Source organism: Paenibacillus sp. GbtcB18 (assembly GCF_019091125.1).
Classification (GTDB): Bacteria; Bacillota; Bacilli; order Paenibacillales; family NBRC-103111; genus Paenibacillus_F; species Paenibacillus_F chitinolyticus.
In genome coordinates, this window is the sequence record NZ_JAGXJX010000010.1 from 1 (window position 1) to 23,306 (window position 23,306).

Below are 23,306 nucleotides of genomic sequence, written 5' to 3' on the forward strand. Positions count from 1 at the left end.
ACACGACCGTTAAGCCTTCCAGCGCCGATGGTACTTGGACCGAAGGGTCCTGGGAGAGTAGGACGTTGCCAAGCACAAATAAAACCTTTTCGAATGACAGTTCGAAAAGGTTTTTTGTTATAGAAAAGAGACATGCTAGCAGGGAGCACCAAGATTGTCATGGTCTGCTTCTTGACATGAAAAAAGGCCTTATGTATGATTGCAATAATATCTAAAGACAGAAGAGGAGGGCAAACCCTGTGTGGGATGCTAAATTCGCAAAAGAAGGATTGACGTTTGACGATGTACTTCTGGTGCCTCGTAAATCAAATGTGTTCGGTAAAGAGATTGATGTTTCCACCAAGCTTGCCCCGAAAGTGAAATTAAACATTCCTCTCCTCAGTTCAGCGATGGATACGGTGACAGAGGCCGCTCTGGCGATTGCAATCGCCCGCGAAGGCGGAATCGGAATTATTCATAAGAATATGTCCATTGAGCAGCAAGCCGGCGAGGTAGACCGGGTTAAACGTTCGGAGTCGGGCGTTATTACGAACCCGTTCCACCTTACACCGCAGCATCATGTATACGATGCGGAAGCACTCATGGCGAAGTTCAGAATCTCCGGCGTGCCGATCGTCGATGAGAATAAGAAGCTGGTTGGGATTTTGACCAACCGTGATTTGCGTTTTGTCCATGACTACTCCATCAAAATCGAGGAAGTCATGACAAAAGAAAATCTGGTGACGGCTCCGGTTGGGACAACCCTGGAGCAGGCGGAAGGAATTCTCCAACAGCACAAGATCGAGAAATTGCCGCTGGTGGATGACTCTTTTGTACTGAAAGGTCTCATCACGATTAAGGATATTGAAAAAGCTATTCAGTTCCCCAATGCGGGCAAAGACGAATTCGGTCGTCTGCTGTGCGGAGCTGCAGTAGGAGTTTCCAAAGACGTGATGGAACGCTCCGCGGCACTTGTAGAAGCCGGAGCGGACGTGCTGGTTGTTGATTCGGCTCACGGTCATCATATCAACATCCTGGAGACGGTCAGAAAACTTCGCAACCAATATCCGGACCTGCCGCTTATCGCGGGTAACGTGGCTACCGGTGATGGAACGCGTGATCTGATCGAAGCAGGCGCCTCTATCGTCAAAGTTGGAATTGGCCCTGGGTCAATTTGTACAACTCGTGTTATCGCCGGCATCGGTGTTCCACAAATTACCGCTATCTATGATTGTGCATCCGTTGCACGTGAGTACAACGTACCGATCATTGCAGACGGCGGCATCAAATACTCGGGTGATGTAGTTAAAGCGATCGCCGCGGGTGCAAGCGCCGTTATGCTGGGAAGCCTTTTTGCGGGTACGGAAGAAAGCCCTGGCGAGTCGGAGATCTATCAAGGCAGACGCTTCAAGGTTTACCGGGGTATGGGTTCACTCGGAGCAATGAAAGAAGGCAGCAAGGATCGTTATTTCCAGGAGAACGAAACCAAGCTGGTACCGGAAGGTATTGAAGGACGTGTAGCCTACAAAGGACCGCTGGCCGATACCATTTATCAAATCGTTGGAGGTCTTCGTTCCGGTATGGGGTATTGCGGTGCCCCCGACATCCAGAGTTTGATCAACGACACAACGTTTGTTCGTATCTCGGGTGCGGGACTTCGTGAAAGCCATCCGCATGATGTGCAAATTACGAAAGAAGCTCCCAACTACTCGTTGTAACTATCATGTTTCACCCCATATAGGGGGCCCCGGTCTCAGGACCGGGGTCTCCTTTTTTTTATGCCCGGGGAATGGTACAATAAGACACATCATGAATTTACAAATAGGAGTGTGTGAGTTGAAAAAATTTGGTTTCTGGAAAAGAAAAGTATCTTTGGCCCTCGTTTTTGCAATGCTACAAGTATCCTTCCTTCACATATTTGCGGTTACCGCGTTGGCGGCTGACGGCGAACCCGAATTGGATGTTAAATCCGCTATTCTGATGGAAGCAAGCACCGGACAAATTTTATACGAGAAAAATGCGGATGAAGTCCTACCCCCGGCAAGTATGTCCAAAATGATGACGGAATACCTCGTTATGGAAGCGATTCACAACGGCAAACTTAAGTGGGAGGACACGGCTACGGCCAGTAAGTATGCGGCCAGCGCAATCGGTTCCGGCCAACTGATCGCCGAAGGTGAAACGTTGACGATCAAAGATTTGTTCTATGCGATGTCGATTTATTCTTCAAACGATGCTTCTATTGTTCTTGCCGAAAAGCTCGGCGGGTCGGAAGAAGGCTTCGCGAAGCTGATGAATGACAAAGCCAGAGAGCTTGGGATGTCGGATAAAGCCCAGTTCATTAATGCGACGGGTCTATCCAGAGCGGATATTAAAGAACATGCTCCTCAGAGTATCCAAGGAGAAACGGTAATGTCGGCGAAGGATGTTGCTATTCTCGCAAGACATCTGGTTACAGATCACAAAGAAGTTCTTGAGTATACGAAAGTGACTTCGAAGAAATTACGTGAAACCGATAAAACTCCAATGATCAACTACAACTGGATGCTTGAAGGCAACAGCAGCAATGTGAATTTCAAAAAATATGCCTACCAAGGCTTGGACGGTCTTAAAACGGGACATATCGATGAGGCCGGATATTGCTTTACCGGTACGGCTGAGCGCAACGGCATGCGTCTGATCAGCGTTGTAATGGGTGCGAAGACGGAGCCGGAGCGTTTTAACCAGACACGCAAAGTGCTGGACTATGGATTTACCAACTTTGAATTCAAAACGTTGGCTAAAGCCGGAACTGCTCTGGACGCACAGAAAACCGTGCCGATTACAAAAGGCGTAGAACTGGAAGCCCCTGCTGTCCTGAAAAACGATGTAGCTTTTGCCGTGAAGAAGGGAAGCACGGATGCGAAGCTGGAAACGAAGGTTGATCTGCTGGCAGCGGATAAACTGGTTGCCCCTCTCAAAAAAGGAGACAAGCTGGGTACCGCTACCTTGTCCTTCGGTAAAAACTCCGAAACGGTTGATTTGGTGGCCGAAAACGATATGGAAAAAGCAAGCTGGTTCCGGATGATGATGCGAGCGATCAAAAACTTGTTCGCAGACCTGTTCAACGGGGTTAAAGGCTTATTCTAAGCGGGTTCTCTCAGGAAAAGTTATTGTTTTCACGAACAGGTTCATGTAAAATGTTAGCTTAGAAGTTCATGAACGAAAAATCTAGCTAGGGATATAAATTCCAGGAGGATTTAATATGGAGACGGGTACTTCGCGCGTAAAAAGAGGCATGGCTGAAATGCAAAAAGGCGGCGTCATCATGGACGTCATGAATGCGGAACAAGCTAAGGTTGCAGAAGCTGCGGGTGCTTCCGCGGTTATGGCACTGGAACGGGTACCATCCGATATCCGTGCGGCAGGCGGCGTAGCCCGTATGGCGGATCCGACTGTTCTGGAAGAGGTTATGAAGGTTGTTTCCATTCCGGTAATGGCTAAAGCGCGTATCGGTCATATTGTAGAAGCACGTGTGCTGGAAGCACTGGGTGCGGACTATATTGACGAGAGCGAAGTACTGACACCGGCAGACGAAGTGTTCCATATCGACAAGAAGGACTTCACCGTTCCGTTCGTATGCGGAGCGAAAGATATCGGCGAAGCTTTGCGCCGTATCAACGAAGGGGCTTCCATGCTTCGTACGAAAGGTGAACCGGGAACAGGGAATATTGTGGAAGCGGTTCGTCATATGCGTCTTATTCAATCTCAAATCCGGAAAATCCAGAGCTTGGCGAAGGACGAGCTGTATGCCGAAGCCAAAAACCTGGGCGCTCCTTACGATCTGGTTCTATATATTCACGAGAACGGCAAATTGCCGGTCGTTAACTTCGCCGCAGGCGGTGTAGCGACTCCTTCCGATGCGGCTCTTATGATGGAGCTTGGCGCGGACGGTGTATTCGTAGGCTCCGGTATTTTTAAATCGGATAACCCTGAGAAATTCGCGCGTGCGATCGTAGAAGCGACTACACATTACAAAGACTACAAGCTGATTGCGGAGGTTTCCAAAAACCTGGGAGCTCCGATGAAAGGCATCGAAATCTCCAAGCTGCATGCTTCCGAGCGGATGCAGGATCGCGGCTGGTAATCAGCCGAGGCGGGAAGCGGGGAAGAACGATGAAAGTTGGCGTATTGGCTCTTCAGGGAGCCGTAGCGGAACATATCCGCCTGATCGGGGCGGTTGGCGGAGAAGGCGTCGTTGTGAAGCGTGTGGAGCAGCTTGCCGAACTGGACGGTCTGATCATTCCCGGAGGCGAGAGTACCACGATTGGCAAATTGATGAGACGCTACGGTTTCATCGAAGCGATCCGGGATTTTTCCAATCAGGGAAAAGCGGTCTTCGGCACGTGTGCCGGACTGATTGTGATCGCGGATAAGATTGCGGGTCAGGAAGAAGCCCATCTGGGTCTGATGAACATGACCGTGCAGCGCAATGCGTTTGGCCGGCAGCGTGAAAGCTTTGAGACCGATCTGCCTATTAAGGGCATTGATCGGCCTGTAAGGGCCGTTTTCATCCGTGCGCCGCTTATCGATCAGGTCGGAGACGGCGTGGACGTGTTAAGCGAGTACAACGGTCAAATCGTGGCCGCCAGACAGGGTCATCTGCTTGCGGCTTCGTTCCATCCCGAACTGACGGATGATTCAAGCATGCATGCTTATTTTCTGGATATGATCCGGGAAACCCGTTAATCGATCCAAAAGCAGAAGCACCTCTTTTGCTCCATACGAGAGAAGGGTGCTTTTGTTCCATTTTTACAACTTTAGGAGGAGGAGTCTCCTTGTTTGATATTAAATTAATCCGTACCGACATAGAAACGGTTCAAACCGCTATGAAAAACCGCGGAGGCAAGCAGCTCGAAGAAGTTACGCGTATAGCGGAGCTTGATGTGAAACGCAGAGAGCTGCTGCAGGAAGTGGAGCAGCTAAAGAACCGCCGGAATACGGTATCGCAGGAAGTGGCGATGCGTAAGAAGGCGAAAGAGGACGCGGAGGACCTAATCGCCGAAATGAAAGGTGTGGGTGACCGCATTAAAGAACTGGATGAGGAGCTCAGGACACTGGAAGTCGAGCTGAATCACCTGCTTCTTTCTATACCGAATGTTCCTCATGAAAGCGTACCGGTAGGGGCTTCGGAAGAGGATAATATTGAAATCCGCCGCAATGGGGACGTGCCCGCATTCGGATTCGAGGCAAAAGCCCACTGGGATTTGGCTATGGATTTGGGAATCTTGGATTTTGAAGCGGCCGGTAAGGTAACGGGCTCGCGCTTCGTGTTCTATAAGGGTCTGGGCGCTCGTCTGGAGCGTGCTCTGATGAACTTTATGATGGATCTGCACAGTACGGAGCACGGGTATGAAGAAATGCTTCCTCCGTATATCGTAAACCGGGACAGCCTTACGGGAACCGGACAGCTTCCGAAGTTTGAGGAAGACGTGTTCCATATCGAGAACTCGGAATATTTCCTGATTCCGACGGCGGAAGTGCCGGTGACCAATTATCACCGGGATGATATTCTTGCCGCGGAGCAGCTTCCGCGTAAATTCGTCGCGTTCAGCGCATGCTTCCGTTCCGAAGCGGGAGCTGCCGGAAGAGATACCCGTGGCCTGATCCGCCAGCACCAGTTCAACAAAGTGGAGCTGGTCAAGCTCGTCAAGCCCGAGGAATCGTACCAGGAGCTCGAGGAGCTCACTCAGAACGCGGAGCGCGTGCTTCAGCTCCTGAAGCTGCCTTATCGCGTTCTGACGCTCTGTACAGGCGATATCGGCTTCACATCGGCTAAGACGTACGATCTTGAGGTATGGCTGCCAAGCTCGGAAGCCTACCGGGAGATCTCCTCGTGCAGCAACTTCGAGGACTTCCAGGCGCGCCGCGCCAATATCCGTTTCCGCAGAGACGCCAAAGCGAAGCCGGAATTCGTACATACGCTGAACGGCTCGGGTCTTGCTATCGGACGGACGGTAGCGGCCATCCTTGAAAATTACCAGCAGGAAGACGGTTCGGTTACGGTTCCGGAAGTACTGGTTCCTTATATGAATGGCGTTACGGTGCTGCGTAAAAATTAACACTTGTAAATAGAACTTTGATTGTGATAAAATTTCTCTGTTACAGTTACTGTCTTCTGTGATCGGAAGTCGGTAGCTTTCTGGAGAGGTGGTCGAGTGGTTTAAGGCAGCGGTCTTGAAAACCGCCGTGTCTGTGAGGGCACCGTGGGTTCGAATCCCACCCTCTCCGCCATTCAACTTTTATAAAATAAGACCTTACGAACTGCGGGCTTTAGCGCCGCAGTTTTTTTGCGTGTATGTATATTCTTTTAAACCATTCGGGGGGCGCTTTGCTTGCTTGAAGGAGAGGCTGCAGCACGGAAATCACCCAGCTTTTGTCGCAGCGGGAAAAGAATAAGCGGACCACGCCTTGACGCATGTTAACGGTAGGGGGTGGTGTAGGATGGTGGTCAAGACGGAAAAGCCGTCTTTGGAAAGAGATCAGCTCGCCAAAGCTTGGATGGAGGAACTGCCCAATACGCTTCCGGAGTCCGATCATGCGCGCGTATGGCCCGATGAGGCTGACCCGCAGGCAATCCGGATTCATATCACGAATGCGGGCAGGACGCATTACACGTTCGATTTTAAATGTACTTACGTGGATTCGCGGGAAGTGAAGGTGGAACTGGTGGATGTGGAACGCGATGACGTGCACGCGGATGAAACCAGTGAAATTATTCAGGGCTTGGTCAAAGACTATGTCCGGCATATTCACGAATGTGCTCAAGTTCTACATGAGCTAACGCATGCGTAACTGCTTTTAGCCGAAACGGGGGTGCAACGATCATGACCCGACAAAGAACGCGGGATAAGAATCTGCAAAATGTGGCCAAAGATTTGAATAAATCGGCTGTCAACAGTCATAATGCCCAGCAAATTCAGCAGCAGACCAATGACCGCCGTCATCAGGATGCCTTAAATCACGAAGAATAGAAACGAAAAATTCCGAAAACGGACCGATTGGGGTGAAAAAAATGTCCAAACCGAAGGCGCAATCCGTAGGGGACGGCGTGACACAGGAGGAACGGGAGAGGTACAATACTTCAGCCAATGAGCCTCTGTCGGGATCGAAGAAAGTGAAGAAACGGAATCATTCCCGACAAAATCATGGAGAAGGGCGTTAACGATAAACGAAAAAACTTTGCGCGGAGTGCATAGCAATTTTAAACCGGGACATACTATGATTGTCGGTGAACACAGAGAGGTGTGGTTCCGTTGGAAAAGTCAGCAGAACAATCATCTGAAGGTCATTCGAGCTTGTAAAGCCAAACTGGAGGAGATGTGCCAAAGACACCGGGACGTGTTCTAAAAGCCGTTTCACTGTGAAGGTTTGTGAACAGCAAGATGTAGAAGATCATCCAAGTAATCACCGACGGAAAGGGACCCTTAGGGGTTCCTTTTTCATTTTGATATGCATGAAATTTTTTACAATTTGGTAACAACCGATTCTAACTTCGTCATAAGAGGTACTGATAAGGTATAGTTTATAGTCAAGGAGGGATGAATGATGGGATTTACGTTAGGTATTGGAGATGGAGCTAGGGATTTTCGTTTACAGGGTACGGACGGCAATATTTACACATTAGACAGTTTCCGGCACGCCAAGGCATTGGTTGTTTTCTTTACATGCAATCACTGTCCGTATGTCCTGGGTTCAGAGGAGATTACGCGGCGAACGGCCGAGCAATTTACCGAACAAGGCATAGCTTTCGTTGCGATTAACAGCAACAGCTCCCAGACTAACCCCGAGGATTCTTTTGAGAACATGGTAAAACGCATGGAGGAGAAGAAATTCCCCTGGGTCTATCTTCACGACAAGGGTCAGGAAGTTGCACTTGCTTACGGCGCTCTCCGTACACCTCATTTCTTTGTGTTTAACGACAGACGTAAGCTGGTCTACACAGGGCGCGGAGTCGATAACCCAAGGGAAACCGCTAACATGACCGTAAACAACCTCCAGGAGGCCTTAGAAGCGCTTTCGGCAGGAAAACCTGTTCCTACCCCTGTCACTAACCCGATTGGCTGTAATGTCAAATGGGAGGGTCGTGACAAGCATTGGATGCCGGAGGAAGCCTGCGACTTGGTTTGAATGGCTGACCGAGGGAATAGGTGCGCTTTTTTTGGCAAATTCAAAAAAAAAGAAAATCCGCAGGGCAATATGCTCTGCGGAGCTTGGCGTTGGGATTTTAAGATTTCTGGTTCGAAGAATTGAAGAGCAGGGTTAATCCGCCTCCGATCAGAACCAAGGCAACGATGAACGTTTGGAAGTACGAGGAGATCGAATACGGCCAGTGCCAATCCGGATAATATCTCCGCAATACGTCGAGCAGTACTTCATTCGTCAGATAGTACAGGCCGACCAGAATGATAAGAAAGCCGATCTTACGCTGATGGCGCTTGATTCCTTTAAAAATCGGCTTGTCTTCGACATATCCGAATTCTTGCCGGGAAATGAGCTGGAGGGCGTCGAAAAAGCTGTAAAACCAGAAGATCGGAATCAGGAATAAAAAGAGCGAGAGGCGGAGGACATCCATAATATAAATGGAGAACAGGAAGCCTGCCATGATTTGAAGCCCTCGCATTTGAAGCCCGAGATACAAATGGGCGGCGCCGGGAAATACGGCCAGAACGGTAGCGATCGTCTTGCTCCGTCTGCCTTCCTGCCGGCTTTCGCTGAAGTCGTCGAAGAACGTCCGGTCCGTCAGCTCCATGCCGGCCTGTTTCTTTTCTAACTGCCGGATGGCATCAAAAAGAATATAGATCCAAAGCACGGGCAGCGCGAGCAGGAAGAAGAGAAATTCTCCGGTGTGGGTGAGCGATGCCCCGAAGAAAATCACAATCGCGCCCCCGATAAAGAATGTCATAGCGGAAAGCCCGCGGTACATCATGCCCAGCATGTAGTGGCCAAGGCCGGGAATAAAGGAAGCCAGGATAATCTTCCGGCGTTCTTCCCTGCGCTGCCATTCGTAGACGGCCGGATTGAATTCCGGGACGGCGCCCGGACCGGGTCCGTGGCCGAACTCGTGTCCCGGGTTTCCATATTCATGGTAACCGGGAGGCGGATACGAAGGCCTGCTGCCGAGTGTAATAAACATGTCGACCATGTTAACGACCCAACAAGCGGCCGCAAAGAGCAGGAGAAGGAGGGCAAAGTCTTTAGGTCCGCGCCCCTCCACAACAATGAGAAAGGCCATGGCGACCGGACCGAAGAAACCGGCTCCGTACAGGAAGGCCCTGAAAATGCGTTTTAAGTACAAATGCCCGAGTCCCGGTATAAACGAGAGCAGCAGCGCGACTGTGTTGGATCTAGGGTTCAAGGGGATGTCCTCCTTTTGGTTTCTGGGCATGCAGAGAATCGAAGAAAGCGAAGGTCTGTTCCATAAGTTTATCGGACACCGGCGTAGCGAGCGGTTTCTTCTGCTCGGTGCGAACCAGGGAGAACTGGTCCGTCATGCGTCCGAACACACCGGTGGTCATAAGCAGGAACGTCGCCGCGGCAGCTATAGCGTAATGGGTCAGAGCCGTTCGTCTCGGGGAGCGGGCTTTCCGGTGTTTATTCGCTTCCGTCCGGTAAAGGCTTCCTTCGGATTCTTCCTGCTTACGTGCAGCCATCGGAACCGCTTCCTGTACAACCGGCAGGCTGCCGCTTCGGGCTAGAATTTGATCGATCATGCGTTCAGTATCGGTCTCATCCGGAAGGGGAAGAGCCGGCAACAAGAATTCCAGGCATTCCGTATACAGCTCCAGGCAAAGATCACATTCATACAAGTGATCCTCCCAAAGGCCTCTCTGACGATCATCGGTAATTTCTCCGGCAATGTAAAGCTTCCATTCATCGCGGCTTCTATGCCTCATTCGAACTCTTCCTCCTTCCAGTGCTGCTTAATCCACTGTTTTGCCCGGTATAGTTTGGATTTGATGGTCTGCACGGTGACTTCCTGCTCGTCGGCAATTTGCTGGTACGATTTATCTTCGTAGTAGAAGGCAATAATGACATCTCTATAGTTTTCGGGAAGCTCATCCAATTTGCGCATAACGAGCGCCTGAAGCTCTTTGCTTAACAGCGGATCTTCGGTATCGGACCCACTCAGGGAGGGAGGGGGCATTGCTTCTTCCATACCGTCGGTCGCTGTTTCCCGCTGGCGGTAGGCTTTGCGTTTGTAATCGATCGCTTTGTTGACGGCCACGCGGGAGATCCAAGCTTTCAAGCCTTTTACCTCGGTTTGGGGGAGGGAGGTATACATCTTGAGAAAGACTTCCTGCATGACGTCTTCCGCATCTTTAGGATGCCGGACGACCGAAAACACAATTTGAAATACGTAATTCCGGTAAGTCCGGACAACCTCACGAAAGGCTTCCTCATCTCCGGCAAGCATGCCTTGGACAAGCAGTTCCTCTTGCTGCGTTAAAATGTCTTTCTCCCTCCCCTCTCCATCACTATAGACGAAACGATTTGACACGAGTTCTGCACTTCCGGTAAAAATATTTTTCCAGGTACAAAAAAACCGCCATCCGGTCGAGCCAAGGGCGGAATTTTATAACCATTACAATAAGCGCCGGGAGCGGATAAAGTACGCGTCCTCGGTTGTCAGCGGGACTTGGACAAACCCCGGTGCGGGGCATTCGCGGCTGAACACCCGCCACTCGATATGGTCTCCAACCAGCTTACGGATCATTACGCAAGCCTCGTCGAAGGGGCAGGCATCTGTATGGGGAAGAACCCCCTGCCAAACCCCGAGAGGAACTTGCCTCCAGGCTCCCGGCGTTCCGTAAAATTCCGGCTTGCCGGCGTTCAGCCATAGGAGCCGGTCGGCTTCCTGCCATTCGTTCAGCTCATGAGCCGCGATAAGCACGATACTGCCGCGCGCATGCCGGTATAAGAGGCGGATAACTGTCTTGCGCTCGATGGAATCCAGGTAGTTGAGAGGCTCATCCAGCAGCAGATAACGGGGAGAGCCGAGCAGAGCCTGCCCGATGGCCAGCCGCTGCTTCATTCCCTGGGAAAGCGATTCGATCCGCTTCCGTTTGACATCCTCCAGATGGAGCTCCCGCAGAAGCTGTTCTCCTTGAAGAGGGTCGGCTCCTTTAAGGAGACACATGTAGTTCATCAGCCGGATAGGCGTCATGTCTTCATGAAGCTCCACATCGGTCGGCACATAACCGATCCGGCTCCGTATTTGGGGAAGCTGATCCTTGACGGTTCCTTCCAAATAGCTGATTTCCCCTCCGTCGGGAAAATCGGCGGTAGCCAGCAGGCGGAGCAGAGTGGACTTGCCTGCTCCATTCTTTCCGACAAGCAGAATCAGGCCGGGAGCTAGCGTCAGTTGATCTACATGCAGCCGGATATGGCCTTCGTAGAGACGGACGAGCTGATTAAGCCGGATCATGCCGACCGCCATCCCTTCATGCTTGTCAGCCGCAGACTGGTCCGATAGGCCGACAGAAGGAAAAGAACACCCGCCGCGATAAGGACCGCCTGAAGAATCAGGGACCAGTTCCAGACCGCCCCGACTAGTTCCCGGCGAAGCCACTCCTCCATGAACAATTCTATACCCCAGCCTGTCAGAGCGGCCATTATGGCGGAAAGCATGCCGCGCTTCATCATAAAATAAGCGGTTAACCCCGTGACGAGCAGAAGCGGGGCAATCCAGTCGAAAAGAAAAGGAAGCGTCACCCAGGACCTTGAATAGCTCATAGTTGCAAACGTATAGAGGGAGCCGATGAGCCCGAGCACCGCATTCGTAACGAGCAGAACGATTAAGCGGCTGAACATGAGAAGCGCCGGGGGATAAGGCGTGACGCTTTCGATCATGCGCATCCCTTCATTCCAGCTTCGGTACTGGTACAGAAAGCCGCAAACGAGCAGAAGCGGGAAAGCCAGTGAATAAGACGAGCGGCCCGGCAAAGTTCCGGCTATGGTGTAAGGCGAGTTCAGCAGCAGCAGCATGGCAAAGAGCAGCAGGCTAAGCAGCCAGAACCACTTGTTGTACATAAAAAACTGGTGGCGGCACAGCTTCCACAGGGACGGCCGCAGGCCCGCTGAATGTTCGGGCTGGACTCTACCCGGACTGTTCTCGCGTAGGGCATCGAAGTGGCTTTGAAGCCTGCCGAGCAGGTTAGCGGTATCTATGCGGTCAGGCGTTTTGACCAGGTATCCGTTCAGCAGGACAGCCGTGTCTTTCTCCAGTTGGTCCAGCTCTTTATCGTCAGGTTCATACATAAGGGGTCCCCTCCTTGGTCGGTTTGCCGCGATTTTCTTTCCGTCCGCCGCCGGTATCGGTTAAGCTCCCGGCTTTGGGGCCGAGGAGAGCTTTCAGTTTGCGTAGGCCGCTGTAAAGATGAGTCTTCGTTGTACTGAGCGGGATTTGCAGAACTTCCGTAATTTCTTGAAGCTTCAGATCATGAAAGAAACGAAGGATGACAATTTCCTTCTGAACTTCAGGAAGAGACCGGAGGGCACCGATAATTTCTTTGCGTGCCTCCTGGCGCTCGTAGATCTCAACGACGGAAGGCTGGATATCCTGCGCCTCGGGCGGTTCAGCCGTCAATTGCTGCTCGTTTCTGTAGGCTAGGCTTTTCCAGTAATCGCGGCATAGATTTAAGGCTACCCGGTACATCCAAGGTCGGATGTGATCGGGGATTTTCTGCTGCTGCAGCTGCTTGAGCAGACGAACAAATACTTCCTGGACCAGATCCTCCGCCTTGCGGGGATCGTGCAGGGTCCGCTCGAGGTAATGCTGAAGCGGCGCGTGGTAGCGGTGCACAAAGGCCTCGAAAGCGGCCTGATCGCCGCGGGCCATGGCTTGGACCAGCTCTTCATCCGTAAGCATCTGTCTTTTCCTTTCTCCGGTCACGTTTATGAGGCCGGCTATACTATTCTTCTTCGGAGACAATCCAGCGGCTGCGGTCCTGAACCGTATAGTTCAAAATCACGATTAAAACGAGTGTGGCAGACAACAGAACAAGGCGGTTCGGAAGAAAAAGATCCGGGATCTCCTTAGACTGCTCCTGAATATGCACCGTATAAATGGTGAAGTAAGGAAGCCAGCTCCCGTGTGAAAGAATATCGAGCATCCACAGGGCGAGCCCTGCAAAAAGCCCGGCGTAAAGCTTCTTGACCACAAGCATGACTGTAATGGTAAGAGCGGCGATTAACAGCAGAGCCGGGAGCATCTGGAGCAGAAGCGGCGTAAAGCTGTGTAAGGTACGCATAGAAGACTGACCGGCAGTGTCGTAGGAATACACCAGCGTTGTTACGGCGCCGAATTTCGCTTGGTAGGCCGTAAACCAGGCAGCTTGATAGCCTGTGCAGACGGCAAGCAAAATCAGTCCTTTACGGGCGGCCATCCCAGTCAGGGACCGGGGTAAGGTCGCGTAAATTTCCATAGGCCCTCCGAGCTCCCGATGAAACAATGCGGCACAAAGCATGACAACGAGCGGATAGCAGGCAAGCTCTCCGTAAAACAATGCATTGCCCGGTTGCTCCGGATCCGAGCTCCAGATAGCGCATCCGAGCATAAGTACATAAAGAAGCGGAGGCAAGCCCCATATGCTTTTAAATCCTCTGAGGTCCTGCAGCCAGAGGCTCACGATCCGAACACCTTTGCCCATTCCCGGTTCCAATCATCGAGAGTGACTACCGGATAGCGGAAGGGGGCGTCGGGAGCGCTAAGCCCCTTTTTATAAAAAGAGGCCAGCACTTTTTTCACATCTTCCGTTCTTCCCGCGTCCAACGCCTCACGGACTTGAAGGAGAATACGGTTCTTGATCTGTTGGCCGAGGCTCTGGTCGCCAGTCATTCGATCCTTCGGAAGAAACTGGCCCGAGAACTGAACGCTCTTGATTTGCTCCTCCGTAAGCTGAAGTCCGTCCCGGTAATACAGATATAAAAACGCGGCACGGATTTCCATGAAAATGGAAGGCTTGACGGTCTCGTCCGTGTTGCCGTTCGCATCTCTGGAAACCTCGGCATAACTGCTCTGGTATGAATCATCTCCGAACAGAACAGCATAAGTGGTTCGAATACGCTGATAATCGTCCAAGTTGTGATTTTTGGACTCGTTGATATAGTAGCTGCTTCCCGCGACCGCCGATTGCCGGCTGTCAAGAGAAGCCAAATTCCCGAAAGGCATATACACGATGTTACGCACCGCGCTTAGATTTGTCTGCAGAAGAGCTTCATAATAAGCTTTCATCCTCAAGATATCTTTCCAGAAAAGGTCGGCTTCCCATCGGTTACCCGGGGTTGTTTGCAGCTTTAGACTGCCTTTGGCATCACTGAACTGGATGATATTCCCGGCTATGAAGGTCAGATATTTCACGCCCTTCTGTTCAAAATGCTGGATATGCGCAGCGCCTTGTTTTTCTGTAATAGAACCGTAAATAGGGTTGGAAAAATTTTTAAAAGTCACATCGAAATCCGCCGGCTGAGCCAGGGGCTGCGGTCCGCCGTAGAACAACTCTTTCTTGCGTTCATCGGTAAGGTAGAGCGGTCCGTTGTTAGGTAAAGGATACCATGCCGCCGAATTGGGCAGGTAAAGATAAGGGTCCATGACGAAAGAAATGATTTGCTCACCCTGCTGCGATCCGTATGTCCAGTTGACTCCCCTGCTTGTATAGTTGAATGTAAGCGTCTGGCTGCTTTTAGAGGAGTCAAAATGACGACTCTCGACGGAAATCAAATTGCCACGACGCGTAAACGATACAGGCTGATGATCGAGCAGTAATTGTTCCACGTGAAAATAATCATGCAGGGTAAATGAAACGTCGCCTTGCGGCAAATCCGCAGGCCGGAGTGACACTTCTACAGAGGCTTGGAGTCCATCCGAAGAAATAGGGGCCAGCTCCATTTTGTAAGATGAGACGGTAAACTGGGTAATCGTGCGCTGATTATAGACTGATTCTGTCGGTGCATTCCGGAGTTGTTCCCGGTATGCCGCAAAATGCGGCGACCAGAATCCCACATAGGTGTAATAAGCGCCCGCGGACAAGACTGTAAAAAGAATCAGGGCGCCGGCCCATCTCGCGCGTGTACCGCTCGGACGGACCCATTTCAGAATCGTGATGCAAACGGTAAGCAGGACCAGGGTGAAACTGAGAACAAACCATCTGGCCAGCCAAGTTTCCCGGTTTGTTATCCACGGTCCCCATGCTTCATTGGCGTAGAAGGAACCGAGCGTTATCCCGCTGAGATGGAAAGGCTTCAGTACCCGCAGCTCCAGAATGCCGAGACGTTCGATAATGAATTGATCGATAAAAAACGTGCCGAAAACCCACGCGCAAAAGCCGATCAGATACACGATCCGGTTGCGGATGGCGATGGCCAGAAGCATAGCCAGGGCCAGAGTCACCATATAAGACCATTCGTATTGGACCGCAAAAAAAGTAAGCTCTCGAAGCATGATAGACCTGGCAATGCCGTAGTGAAGGGCAAAGTACACATACACGATTGCCATGGACGCCGTAAACAAGGAAAGGTACAAAAGCCCGGCCGCATATTTCACGCTGAAAAGGACCGCAGGAGAGACGGGAAGGCCCGCCGTCCATTCGTAAGCCGTTTTGGCGGTATCCCTGCGGATAAGGAGGATGCCCAGCAGCATGGCCGCACCCAAAGTAAGTGTGTGCTTCACTTTATGAAAGTCATACACGTACAAATAAAGGTCCTGCGATACAGGAGGTGCGATTCTCGCGAGAGAGTAGACCATCCAGGCTCCGAACAGAACCGGGAGGACCAGAAGAAGGGGACTGCTGCGCAGCAGCCGCAGTTCCAGCGAAAAAGCGCGCAGCCATCTATTCACGCCGGCCACCTCCGATCAGCGCGAGGTAGCCGTCCTCCAGCGTGGGCTTCACGGCTGCGGCATTCCCCGCGGGCGGGGTCGCCGACACGATGCGGCAGAGCATGCCATGGTCGGTCCGGCGGGCGGTCACGACCTCATGCGGCTCATACGCCGCAAATTCCCGTTCGCTGAGCTCCGCTTCCCAGACCAGACCCTCGGCGCACTCCTGCAGGCCGGCGAGACTTCCCGCGAAGGCGATGCGTCCACGGTGCAGCACCGCTACCCGGCTGCAGCTGCTCTCGATGTCCGCGACGATATGCGTGGACAGCAGCACTGTCCGGCTCAGGCTGGAGCGGCTCAGGAGATTGCGGAAGCGTACCCTCTCCTCGGGGTCCAGCCCCGCCGTGGGCTCATCCACGATGAGCACCTTGGGGTCCCCGAGAAGAGCCTGCGCAATCCCCAGACGCTGTTTCATGCCGCCGGAGAAGGTTTTGATCTTGGCGCCCGTCTTGTCGGCCAGGTTGACCTGCTGCAAAATCTCACCGATCTGGGATTTGCGCTCGCGGGCGCTTTTGATGCCTTTCATGACGGCCACATAGTCCAGAAATTCGTAGGCTGTGAGCTGCGGATAGAGATGAAAATACTGGGGAAGGTAGCCCGTAATTTTGCGAATATGCTCCGCATCCGAAAGCAGGTTCAGACCTCCCACGCGAACGATACCTTCCGTAGGCTCAAGCAGAGTGGACAAAATGCGCATGAGCGTTGTTTTACCGGCGCCGTTCGGCCCGAGCAGGCCGAACATTTCTTGTCCGATCTCCAGATTCACCCCGGTGAGAGCCGGATGTTGTTTATAGGTTTTAGATAAATTGCGGATCTCAATCATGAGAATCTTCCTTTGTGAAGGTTTACTTTACGCGTATGTACTCTTTCAACGATAAGGGATCTAAAATAGTTTGGACGGCCGCGTGATTGCCAGCTTTTTACGGACCGTTTTGCGGAAGAGAAGTATTGAACTCTTTTACCGCTGTGCTATAATATTTAGTATCGAAAGGATTCGTTTAAATCTTATCGAGACGTGGCTCAGCTTGGTAGAGCGCTTGCTTCGGGAGCAAGAGGTCGCAGGTTCAAATCCTGTCGTCTCGACCACCATTTTTCTTTGTGAATAGGCTCATTCTCTAATAGCATGTACATAACAGACCGCCGAGAGGCGGTCTTTTTAGTATGCCGGGAAAGTGCGTTTCGACCGCCTGACGAAGAAAAAACTTCTTCAATCGCCAAAATCTATCAAATTATCAATTTACCCGGCTCCCATGATTCGCTAGAATAGAAGAGCGACATCATAATTCCGATCAAGGAGTGAGGATATGAGAACTAGAACAGGCAAAATGTTGATCGGCAGTTTTTTAACGGCAGCTCTGCTGGCTTCAGGACTGGGCGGGAATGGCTATAAGGCCGCTGCGGCATCCCAGACGTCCCCTTCCTATAAATCCACGTTTAAGGATACGAAGGGCCACTGGGCTGACGAAACGATCCGCTGGGCGTATGAGCACAAGATGACGGACGGTTATGCCGACGGCACGTTCCGACCGGATAAGGCCGTTACCGAACCGGAGTTTCTGGCATTGCTGCTGCGCGCCTATAACAAAGTCGGGTCCGAAACGGCGGCAGGCTCCCAATGGTTCGATCCCTATTATACCAAAGCGGCTATTTATTCCTGGCCGTTGCTTAAAAATACAACCTCCCCTTATTCGCGGGGAGATGCAGCCAGACTGATTGCGGCTACGCAGGGCAATCTGCTTTCGACCAAGGAAGCGGTGCAGCGTTTGCTGGATCAGGGCTTGTCTCAAGGCAAAACGGACGGGAGCGAGAACGGATTCCGCCCCGATGACGCTTTAACCCGCGCAGAAGCGCTGAAGTTCCTGCAAAATCTGCTCGGCGTACAAAGCGATCTCGTCGCTGTCGCTTATTCGGAAAACCCGAATAATTCCGGCAGCGCCGGCGGAACGGTCGCCGTGGTGGACAAGCCGGATAGTAACGGCAGCGCTAAGACGGAAAGCCCGGAAGCCCGGCGTTTTGTGATTGAGGGTGCGGCCGTAGGCGATACGGAAGCGGACCTGATCGAGCGGCTGGGCCAACCCGACCGCAAAGATACGGGAGGCAGCGGGCTGACCTGGTACATATACGACACCATGGACTACAAGCACTATCTGCAGGCGGGAATCAAGAACGGCCAAGTTGCCGTGCTGTATACGGTCACAGGTAATTGGACGGAAGCCAACGGAGTGACGACGCTTATGAACGAGGCGGCGGTCCGGATGAAAATGACGGGCGCCAAAGCTGTCCGCGGTACGGTCAAAAACGCGGTTTCGTTCGAGGCGGACGGGCTGAATGTCAGCTTCTATTTCGACACGAACGACAACGGAAAGCTGATTGGCATGCTCGTCCAGGATAAGTCCATGTCCGCCGCAAACAGCAGCTCCGGCACCTTAGCCTCGGGCAGTGCGGATCAGCGGATCGCCTACGAGAAGCAGACGTTCGATCTGACGAATGCCATTCGCGTCCGTCACGGCAAGACGCCGTTCGAATGGGACGCCTCCATCGCATCGACGGCCCGCAAGCACAGCGAGGATATGGCTGTCAACGGGTATTTCGATCATACAAACAAGCAAGGACTCTCTCCTTTCGACCGGATGGAGAAGGACGGGCTGAAGTTCTGGAGTGCGGCGGAGAACATCGCGTCCGGCTACTCGGGACCGATTGAAGTGGTGAACGGCTGGTTGAATTCCACCGGACACCGCAAAAACATAATGGGCGATACAACCCGCTTGGGCGTCGGAGTTTACTTCGGCGGCTCCATGAACGTATATTACACACAAAACTTTTATACACCGAGATAATGTAATGTGCATCTCATCTCCTGCGGGAAGACCCGTGGAGCGACGGGTTCCTGAGAAGGAACCCTTTTTTTCGGTTAAGGAACGGAACGGGAGGCCGTTCCCCGCGGGTTCGCTTGCGGACAGTCAAAATGAAACCTATCCTCCCCAAGCTTCGTCTAAATAAGAGATTTATCGACGGCTTATTTACCAGGGGATTGAGGGGAACCTATTTCGCAGAAGGATGAGGTTGAAGATGACGCAAACGACGGATTCGAGAAAAAAAGAGAACCAATCACACACCTATCCCCGTAAGGGAATGGGATTAATAAGCGCCTTTGCTTTTCTGCTGTTGATCAGTTTAAGCTGGTGGGCCTGGTCGGCCTGGAAAGGGACGGATATGGGTAAACCCGGTCAGTCCCAATCCATTAAGAAGGTGACCTCGATTAAAGCGCCGGACAGCGAATACGACGTGATTGTCGCGGGTACGGACCCGGAAGGCATTGCCGCTGCCGTATCGGCGGCCCGTAACGGCCAGAAGACGCTTCTCGTGGAAAACCGCGTCAGGGATGTGCTGGGCGGCTTATTCACCGAGGGCTGGCTTAACAGCCTGGACAACAGCTTCGCGCCCAACGAAGAAGGAAAATCCGACGCCGGCAAATTTCTGAATGAGGGAATTTTCCTGGAATGGCGCAAGGGGGTTGAAGGCACTTCGTTTGACGTGACAACCGCAGCCAACGCGTTCTACGACCTGGTGCGGAAAGAGAAGAAAATTGACCTGCTGATGCATGCCAAGAGCTTTACGCCGATGGTGAACGGATCGCAGACCATAACGGGCTTGAATATCACGACGGCCGACGGCAAAGAACACAAAGTGAGCGCCCGGGCCGTCATTGACGCCACACAGGACGGAGACGTGGCTGCGGCTGCCGGTGTGCCTTTTACAATCGGGCGTCAGGACCTGGGGGATGACAAATCGCTGATGGCCGTTACGCTTGTATTCCGTCTAAAAGGAATGACCGAAGAAATCTGGCAGCAGATGAAAAAGAACGGCGAGAATTATCCGCATCTGCTCAGAGGCATGGGCGCCGATGCCATGAGCGGCTGGGGATACTCGGCCATGTGGGATTACAAATCGACGAACCCCGAGCGGGTTCGCATGCGCGGCTTGAACATCGGACGCCAGAACGACGGTTCGATTCTGATCAATGCGCTGCAGATCTTCGGGGTTAATCCGTTAGACCCCGCTTCCGTCAAGGAAGGAATGGAAATCGGCCGTGCCGAACTCCCGCATGTGCTGGATTATATGAAGAAAGAATTCCCGGAACTTGCCCCGCTCGAACTGGACGGTTCGGCTCCCGAGCTGTATGTCCGGGAAACGCGCCATATGATCGGTGAATACCGGCTTACTATGGTAGACGCGCTCGATAACCGCGATCAGTGGGACAAGATAGCCTACGGCTCCTACAACCTCGATATCCAGAGTACGGACGCCAAGTATCGCGGGGATATCGTTTTGAAGCCGAGTCAGTACGCCGTCCCGTTCCGGGCTTTGGTCCCGCAGAAAATAAACGGGCTGCTGGTGGTCGGGCGTTCGGCGAGCTTCGATTCGCTGCCCCACGGGTCTGCACGGACCGTCCCGGTCGGGATGGCGTCGGGCCAAGCGGCAGGCGCCGCGGCTGCGGTAGCGGCCAAGAATAAGGTCAGCTTCCGGGAGCTGTCCTTGTCGAAACCGCTGGTTACCGAGCTGCAGGAAACCCTGGTGAAGCAGGGCGTGCGCCTGGAGCCTTACAAATTCGCTGCGCCGCCGTATACCAAACATAAGGCTTACGAAGGCTTGAAAGCTGCCGTAAGTCTCGGTATCGCCGCGGGAGGCGAGAAGAACGAGTTTCAACTGGACGAGCCGTCCAACCCGCGGCGGTTTGCCAACCATTTTAACACGATGAAGACAGTGCTGGGCCGGACCTATCCCAAAGCCGTAAGCGGCAGCGCGGATGCGGCGGTCAAGGGATTGACCAAACCCGGAGACATTGCATTGACGTGGGAGCAGGCGGCCTGGACCATATCCCAGGCAGTGGGAGCTAAAGTAAGACGGAGCGATTCGGCTGCTTATGTGCTGGAGCAGAAGCTGGTCGAGCCGGCGACTTTCGCAGCGATCGAGAACAAATCGAAGCTGACCAACGGAGACGCTTATATGCTGCTGCGCGATGTGCTTAAAGCCCAGGCCGGGGTCGTTTACCGGTAGTGGAAAGTGCAGCGGAAACGAAATGAACCTTAATTGGAACCGGTCGTCATGTGCGGCCGGTTTTATTTCTTTTACAAAAATAAATTTATACTAAAACAAGAGAAATGTATCCCTTTAGTCTAGTAGATATCTGCTATAATGATAATAATTGGTAAAAGAACGAAGATTATAATTCCATAAGAAAGTGAGCACTTGAATGAGGCAGCTGCGGTCTAGTCCCGTATATCGGCATATTATGCGAAATGGCAAGGCTTATTTATTAACGCTTCTTGTACTCACTATCGTGAACAACTTGTTTTCGGTCGGACAGGACCACATGATTAAAGTGTTTGTATTCCTGACGACCATTCTATCCGCCGTATTCCTGAGAAAATCAGTCGTGCTGCAACATATCCTCGCTTCGATAGCCTATATTACCTTGTTTACTCTGCTTCACAACATCGACTATTTTAAACTTCCTTCCATCATGTACACTCTGCTGCTGTTGTATGCTTTCCTGCTTCCGGGTTTGTGGGTGCCGACGATTGTCGGAGCGGGCTTTCTGCTTTTTCTGCTCACCTATTCAAGCACGGTCCAGTTCGACTATCTCCGGGCCAATCTGGTCGGTGTCGTGTTTAACACGGTCGTTTATGCTGCTTTAAGCTATTTTTTCAGGCAAATGATTATAGAACGCGACCGGCTTAAAGAAAGCGAAAATCGTTATCGGAGTCTGATCGAAATATGTCCGGAGCCGATTGTGGTCCAGCAGAAGGGCAAGCTCGTCTATGCCAATCCGGCTGCCGTCCAATCGTTGGGTGCGGAAGACGTGAACAAACTTTTGGGACGGTCGGCCCTGAGGTTCCTCCATCCGGAATCGCGCAAGAATGCCCTGGAACATGTGAACGAAGTTTTGGAAAAAGGGGTTTCCGCCCGCATGGAGCAAAGGTATGTCCGTCTGGACGGTCAGGTAAGAAGCTGCGAGCTGGTACTGGTGGCAACCAACTACGGGGGCAAGTCCGCGTGTATGAGTATCGGGAAGGACATTACGGAACGCAAGAAGGCCGAGGAAAAGATTAATCATATGGCTTATCATGACACCTTAACGGGACTGCCTAACCGCAGCTACCTCAACGAGTGTCTATATATGGCGATCGAGAGAGCAGAGCAGACGGGATCCCAATTGGCGGTGCTGTTTCTGGATCTGGACCGGTTTAAAAATATTAACGATACCGTCGGCCATATATACGGGGATCTGCTGCTGAGACAAGTTGCCGAACGGCTGCGGGCGTGTCTCGGTCCGTCCGATACCGTATTTAGGCACAGCGGAGACGAATTCGTCATTTTGCTTGAAGGAGTGACGGAAGACGGCGTCCGTGTCCAGGCCCAGGCGGTGCTGGATCAGTTCAAGCAGCCGTTCCAGCTCCACGGGCATGAGGTTTATACGACGACAAGCATCGGCATCAGTATTTACCCGCAGGACGGTATGGACCGTGATGTACTGATCAAACATGCGGACATGGCCATGTATCTGTCCAAAGAAAACGGGAAAAACAATTACCAGTATTACCGGGTACACAACAACCGGCTCGCCAGGAAGCTTAAGCTGGAGAACGGGCTGCGCAGAGCTCTGGAGAAGCAGCTGTTTACCCTTCACTACCAGCCGCAAATTAATCTGGCCAGCGGAGAGATCGTAGGGATGGAAGCTTTGATCCGTTGGATGGACCCGGAACTCGGGGTTGTCACGCCAGGGGAGTTTATTCCGATTGCCGAGGAGACGGGGCTTATCGTGCCTATCGGCAAGTGGGTGCTTCACACAGCCTGTCACCAGTACAAGCAGTGGAGGGAAGCGGGGCTGCCGGAAATCCGCCTGGCCGTCAATATCTCCGTAAGACAATTCCAGGATAAACAGCTCGTTTCAACCATCCAAAGCGTCCTTGAAGAATTCGACATGAATCCGGGTCATTTGGAGCTTGAAATTACCGAAAGCATCATGCAGAATCTGGATCAGTCTCTCGTGATTTTGACCGCATTGAAGAAGATCGGCGTCAAGCTCTCGATCGATGATTTCGGAACCGGCTATTCCTCCCTCTTCTTATTGGATAAACTGCCTATCGACCATATTAAAATCGACCGCACCTTCATAGAAGAAATCACGTTCAATACCAACACGGAAGCTATTGTCCGAACCATCATCGATATGGGCCGGCATTTAAAATTCCAGCTTATCGGAGAAGGCATCGAACATGAGAGGCAGATTCATTTCCTCCAGGAGCATCAATGCACGATCGGACAAGGCTTTTTCATCAGTCCTCCGTTATCCAGCGAGAAGGCTGGTGAGCTTTTAAGCAGGAAGCAACCATTCGTTCAAGTCTGA

General features: G+C 52.1%; 21 protein-coding genes, 2 tRNA genes and 1 rRNA gene. 15 read left to right on the plus strand and 9 right to left on the minus strand.

All coding sequences use genetic code 11. The features are described from left to right. The 11 genes from rrf to KVT34_RS24255 all read left to right on the plus strand — a co-directional run. A 5S ribosomal RNA gene (gene rrf, locus KVT34_RS33015) occupies window positions 1-74 on the plus strand; the annotation flags it as partial. Between the two features lie 165 nt (window positions 75-239). Then, window positions 240-1,697: an IMP dehydrogenase gene (guaB, locus tag KVT34_RS24210; RefSeq protein WP_217561945.1), complete on the plus strand. Its 1,458-nt coding sequence runs from the start codon at window positions 240-242 to the stop codon at window positions 1,695-1,697. A gap of 109 nt (window positions 1,698-1,806) precedes the next feature. Continuing rightward, the gene (locus tag KVT34_RS24215; protein ID WP_309244134.1) at window positions 1,807-3,108 is read left to right on the plus strand and encodes a D-alanyl-D-alanine carboxypeptidase family protein; all 1,302 of its coding nucleotides are present in this window, start codon (window positions 1,807-1,809) and stop codon (window positions 3,106-3,108) included. Between the two features lie 115 nt (window positions 3,109-3,223). Then, the gene (gene pdxS, locus KVT34_RS24220; RefSeq protein WP_217561949.1) at window positions 3,224-4,105 is read left to right on the plus strand and encodes a pyridoxal 5'-phosphate synthase lyase subunit PdxS; all 882 of its coding nucleotides are present in this window, start codon (window positions 3,224-3,226) and stop codon (window positions 4,103-4,105) included. A gap of 29 nt (window positions 4,106-4,134) precedes the next feature. Continuing rightward, window positions 4,135-4,707 (plus strand): pyridoxal 5'-phosphate synthase glutaminase subunit PdxT, encoded by a 573-nt coding sequence (gene pdxT, locus KVT34_RS24225; RefSeq protein WP_217561951.1) that lies wholly within the window; start codon window positions 4,135-4,137, stop codon window positions 4,705-4,707. 89 nt (window positions 4,708-4,796) lie between these two features. Continuing rightward, entirely contained in the window at window positions 4,797-6,080 is a 1,284-nt protein-coding gene (serS, locus tag KVT34_RS24230) for a serine--tRNA ligase (RefSeq protein WP_217561953.1), read from the plus strand. An 82-nt stretch (window positions 6,081-6,162) separates the two neighbouring features. Next, window positions 6,163-6,252: transfer RNA gene (locus KVT34_RS24235), tRNA-Ser, on the plus strand. A 210-nt stretch (window positions 6,253-6,462) separates the two neighbouring features. Next, on the plus strand, window positions 6,463-6,813 hold the full coding sequence (locus KVT34_RS24240) for a hypothetical protein (protein WP_217561955.1): 351 nt from the start codon (window positions 6,463-6,465) through the stop codon (window positions 6,811-6,813). A gap of 32 nt (window positions 6,814-6,845) precedes the next feature. Next, complete coding sequence (locus KVT34_RS24245) at window positions 6,846-6,992, plus strand: hypothetical protein (RefSeq protein WP_217561957.1); 147 nt, start codon at window positions 6,846-6,848, stop codon at window positions 6,990-6,992. Between the two features lie 41 nt (window positions 6,993-7,033). Beyond that, a complete protein-coding gene (locus KVT34_RS24250; RefSeq protein WP_217561959.1) occupies window positions 7,034-7,183 on the plus strand; it encodes a small acid-soluble spore protein P in 150 nt (49 codons plus the stop codon). Between the two features lie 383 nt (window positions 7,184-7,566). Continuing rightward, a complete protein-coding gene (locus KVT34_RS24255; protein WP_217562193.1) occupies window positions 7,567-8,148 on the plus strand; it encodes a thioredoxin family protein in 582 nt (193 codons plus the stop codon). A gap of 97 nt (window positions 8,149-8,245) precedes the next feature. On the opposite strand, the gene KVT34_RS24260 is transcribed toward KVT34_RS24255, so the two are convergent. The 9 genes from KVT34_RS24260 to KVT34_RS24300 all read right to left on the minus strand — a co-directional run bounded on the left by KVT34_RS24260 (window position 8,246) and on the right by KVT34_RS24300 (window position 16,718). Beyond that, complete coding sequence (locus KVT34_RS24260; protein ID WP_217561961.1) at window positions 8,246-9,376, minus strand: hypothetical protein; 1,131 nt, start codon at window positions 9,374-9,376, stop codon at window positions 8,246-8,248. Next, window positions 9,366-9,914 carry a hypothetical protein gene (locus KVT34_RS24265; RefSeq protein ID WP_217561963.1) on the minus strand — a complete coding sequence of 183 codons (549 nt, stop codon included), beginning with the start codon at window positions 9,912-9,914 and terminating at the stop codon, window positions 9,366-9,368. The genes KVT34_RS24260 and KVT34_RS24265 overlap by 11 nt, the downstream gene beginning before the upstream one ends. Continuing rightward, window positions 9,911-10,519: an RNA polymerase sigma factor gene (locus KVT34_RS24270; protein WP_309244131.1), complete on the minus strand. Its 609-nt coding sequence runs from the start codon at window positions 10,517-10,519 to the stop codon at window positions 9,911-9,913. Before KVT34_RS24270 ends, KVT34_RS24265 begins: the two co-directional genes overlap by 4 nt. 84 nt (window positions 10,520-10,603) lie before the next feature. Next, window positions 10,604-11,446 carry an ATP-binding cassette domain-containing protein gene (locus KVT34_RS24275; protein ID WP_217561965.1) on the minus strand — a complete coding sequence of 281 codons (843 nt, stop codon included), beginning with the start codon at window positions 11,444-11,446 and terminating at the stop codon, window positions 10,604-10,606. Beyond that, window positions 11,443-12,279: a hypothetical protein gene (locus KVT34_RS24280; protein ID WP_217561967.1), complete on the minus strand. Its 837-nt coding sequence runs from the start codon at window positions 12,277-12,279 to the stop codon at window positions 11,443-11,445. Before KVT34_RS24280 ends, KVT34_RS24275 begins: the two co-directional genes overlap by 4 nt. Further along, the gene (locus KVT34_RS24285) at window positions 12,272-12,889 is read right to left on the minus strand and encodes an RNA polymerase sigma factor (RefSeq protein ID WP_042233958.1); all 618 of its coding nucleotides are present in this window, start codon (window positions 12,887-12,889) and stop codon (window positions 12,272-12,274) included. Before KVT34_RS24285 ends, KVT34_RS24280 begins: the two co-directional genes overlap by 8 nt. Window positions 12,890-12,932: 43 nt before the next feature. Beyond that, window positions 12,933-13,649, minus strand: coding sequence for a hypothetical protein (locus KVT34_RS24290; RefSeq protein WP_309244132.1), 717 nt, complete (start codon window positions 13,647-13,649; stop codon window positions 12,933-12,935). Continuing rightward, complete coding sequence (locus KVT34_RS24295) at window positions 13,646-15,856, minus strand: hypothetical protein (RefSeq protein ID WP_217561971.1); 2,211 nt, start codon at window positions 15,854-15,856, stop codon at window positions 13,646-13,648. Before KVT34_RS24295 ends, KVT34_RS24290 begins: the two co-directional genes overlap by 4 nt. Next, on the minus strand, window positions 15,849-16,718 hold the full coding sequence (locus tag KVT34_RS24300; RefSeq protein ID WP_217561973.1) for an ABC transporter ATP-binding protein: 870 nt from the start codon (window positions 16,716-16,718) through the stop codon (window positions 15,849-15,851). Before KVT34_RS24300 ends, KVT34_RS24295 begins: the two co-directional genes overlap by 8 nt. A 186-nt stretch (window positions 16,719-16,904) precedes the next feature. Between KVT34_RS24300 and KVT34_RS24305 the strand changes: the two genes are divergently transcribed. The 4 genes from KVT34_RS24305 (at window position 16,905) to KVT34_RS24320 (ending at window position 23,306) form a co-directional block, all read left to right on the plus strand. Then, window positions 16,905-16,981 (plus strand) — tRNA-Pro (locus KVT34_RS24305). Between the two features lie 218 nt (window positions 16,982-17,199). After that, window positions 17,200-18,732: a CAP domain-containing protein gene (locus KVT34_RS24310; RefSeq protein WP_217561975.1), complete on the plus strand. Its 1,533-nt coding sequence runs from the start codon at window positions 17,200-17,202 to the stop codon at window positions 18,730-18,732. 232 nt (window positions 18,733-18,964) lie between these two features. Further along, the gene (locus KVT34_RS24315; protein ID WP_217561977.1) at window positions 18,965-20,953 is read left to right on the plus strand and encodes an FAD-dependent oxidoreductase; all 1,989 of its coding nucleotides are present in this window, start codon (window positions 18,965-18,967) and stop codon (window positions 20,951-20,953) included. A 316-nt stretch (window positions 20,954-21,269) separates the two neighbouring features. Beyond that, on the plus strand, window positions 21,270-23,306 hold the full coding sequence (locus tag KVT34_RS24320) for a putative bifunctional diguanylate cyclase/phosphodiesterase (RefSeq protein WP_254635115.1): 2,037 nt from the start codon (window positions 21,270-21,272) through the stop codon (window positions 23,304-23,306).

Excerpts from the sequence above, each read along its gene's own strand:
- pdxS (WP_217561949.1), top strand. The coding sequence starts at position 3,224 with ATGGAGACGGGTACTTCGCGCGTAAAAAGAGGCATGGCTGAAATGCAA.
- pdxT (WP_217561951.1), top strand. The coding sequence starts at position 4,135 with ATGAAAGTTGGCGTATTGGCTCTTCAGGGAGCCGTAGCGGAACATATC.
- KVT34_RS24240 (WP_217561955.1), top strand. The coding sequence starts at position 6,463 with ATGGTGGTCAAGACGGAAAAGCCGTCTTTGGAAAGAGATCAGCTCGCC.
- KVT34_RS24245 (WP_217561957.1), top strand. The coding sequence starts at position 6,846 with ATGACCCGACAAAGAACGCGGGATAAGAATCTGCAAAATGTGGCCAAA.
- KVT34_RS24250 (WP_217561959.1), top strand. The coding sequence starts at position 7,034 with ATGTCCAAACCGAAGGCGCAATCCGTAGGGGACGGCGTGACACAGGAG.
- KVT34_RS24255 (WP_217562193.1), top strand. The coding sequence starts at position 7,567 with ATGGGATTTACGTTAGGTATTGGAGATGGAGCTAGGGATTTTCGTTTA.
- KVT34_RS24265 (WP_217561963.1), bottom strand. The coding sequence starts at position 9,914 with ATGAGGCATAGAAGCCGCGATGAATGGAAGCTTTACATTGCCGGAGAA.
- KVT34_RS24275 (WP_217561965.1), bottom strand. The coding sequence starts at position 11,446 with ATGATCCGGCTTAATCAGCTCGTCCGTCTCTACGAAGGCCATATCCGG.
- KVT34_RS24280 (WP_217561967.1), bottom strand. The coding sequence starts at position 12,279 with ATGTATGAACCTGACGATAAAGAGCTGGACCAACTGGAGAAAGACACG.
- KVT34_RS24285 (WP_042233958.1), bottom strand. The coding sequence starts at position 12,889 with ATGCTTACGGATGAAGAGCTGGTCCAAGCCATGGCCCGCGGCGATCAG.
- KVT34_RS24300 (WP_217561973.1), bottom strand. The coding sequence starts at position 16,718 with ATGATTGAGATCCGCAATTTATCTAAAACCTATAAACAACATCCGGCT.
- KVT34_RS24310 (WP_217561975.1), top strand. The coding sequence starts at position 17,200 with ATGAGAACTAGAACAGGCAAAATGTTGATCGGCAGTTTTTTAACGGCA.
- KVT34_RS24315 (WP_217561977.1), top strand. The coding sequence starts at position 18,965 with ATGACGCAAACGACGGATTCGAGAAAAAAAGAGAACCAATCACACACC.
- KVT34_RS24320 (WP_254635115.1), top strand. The coding sequence starts at position 21,270 with ATGATTAAAGTGTTTGTATTCCTGACGACCATTCTATCCGCCGTATTC.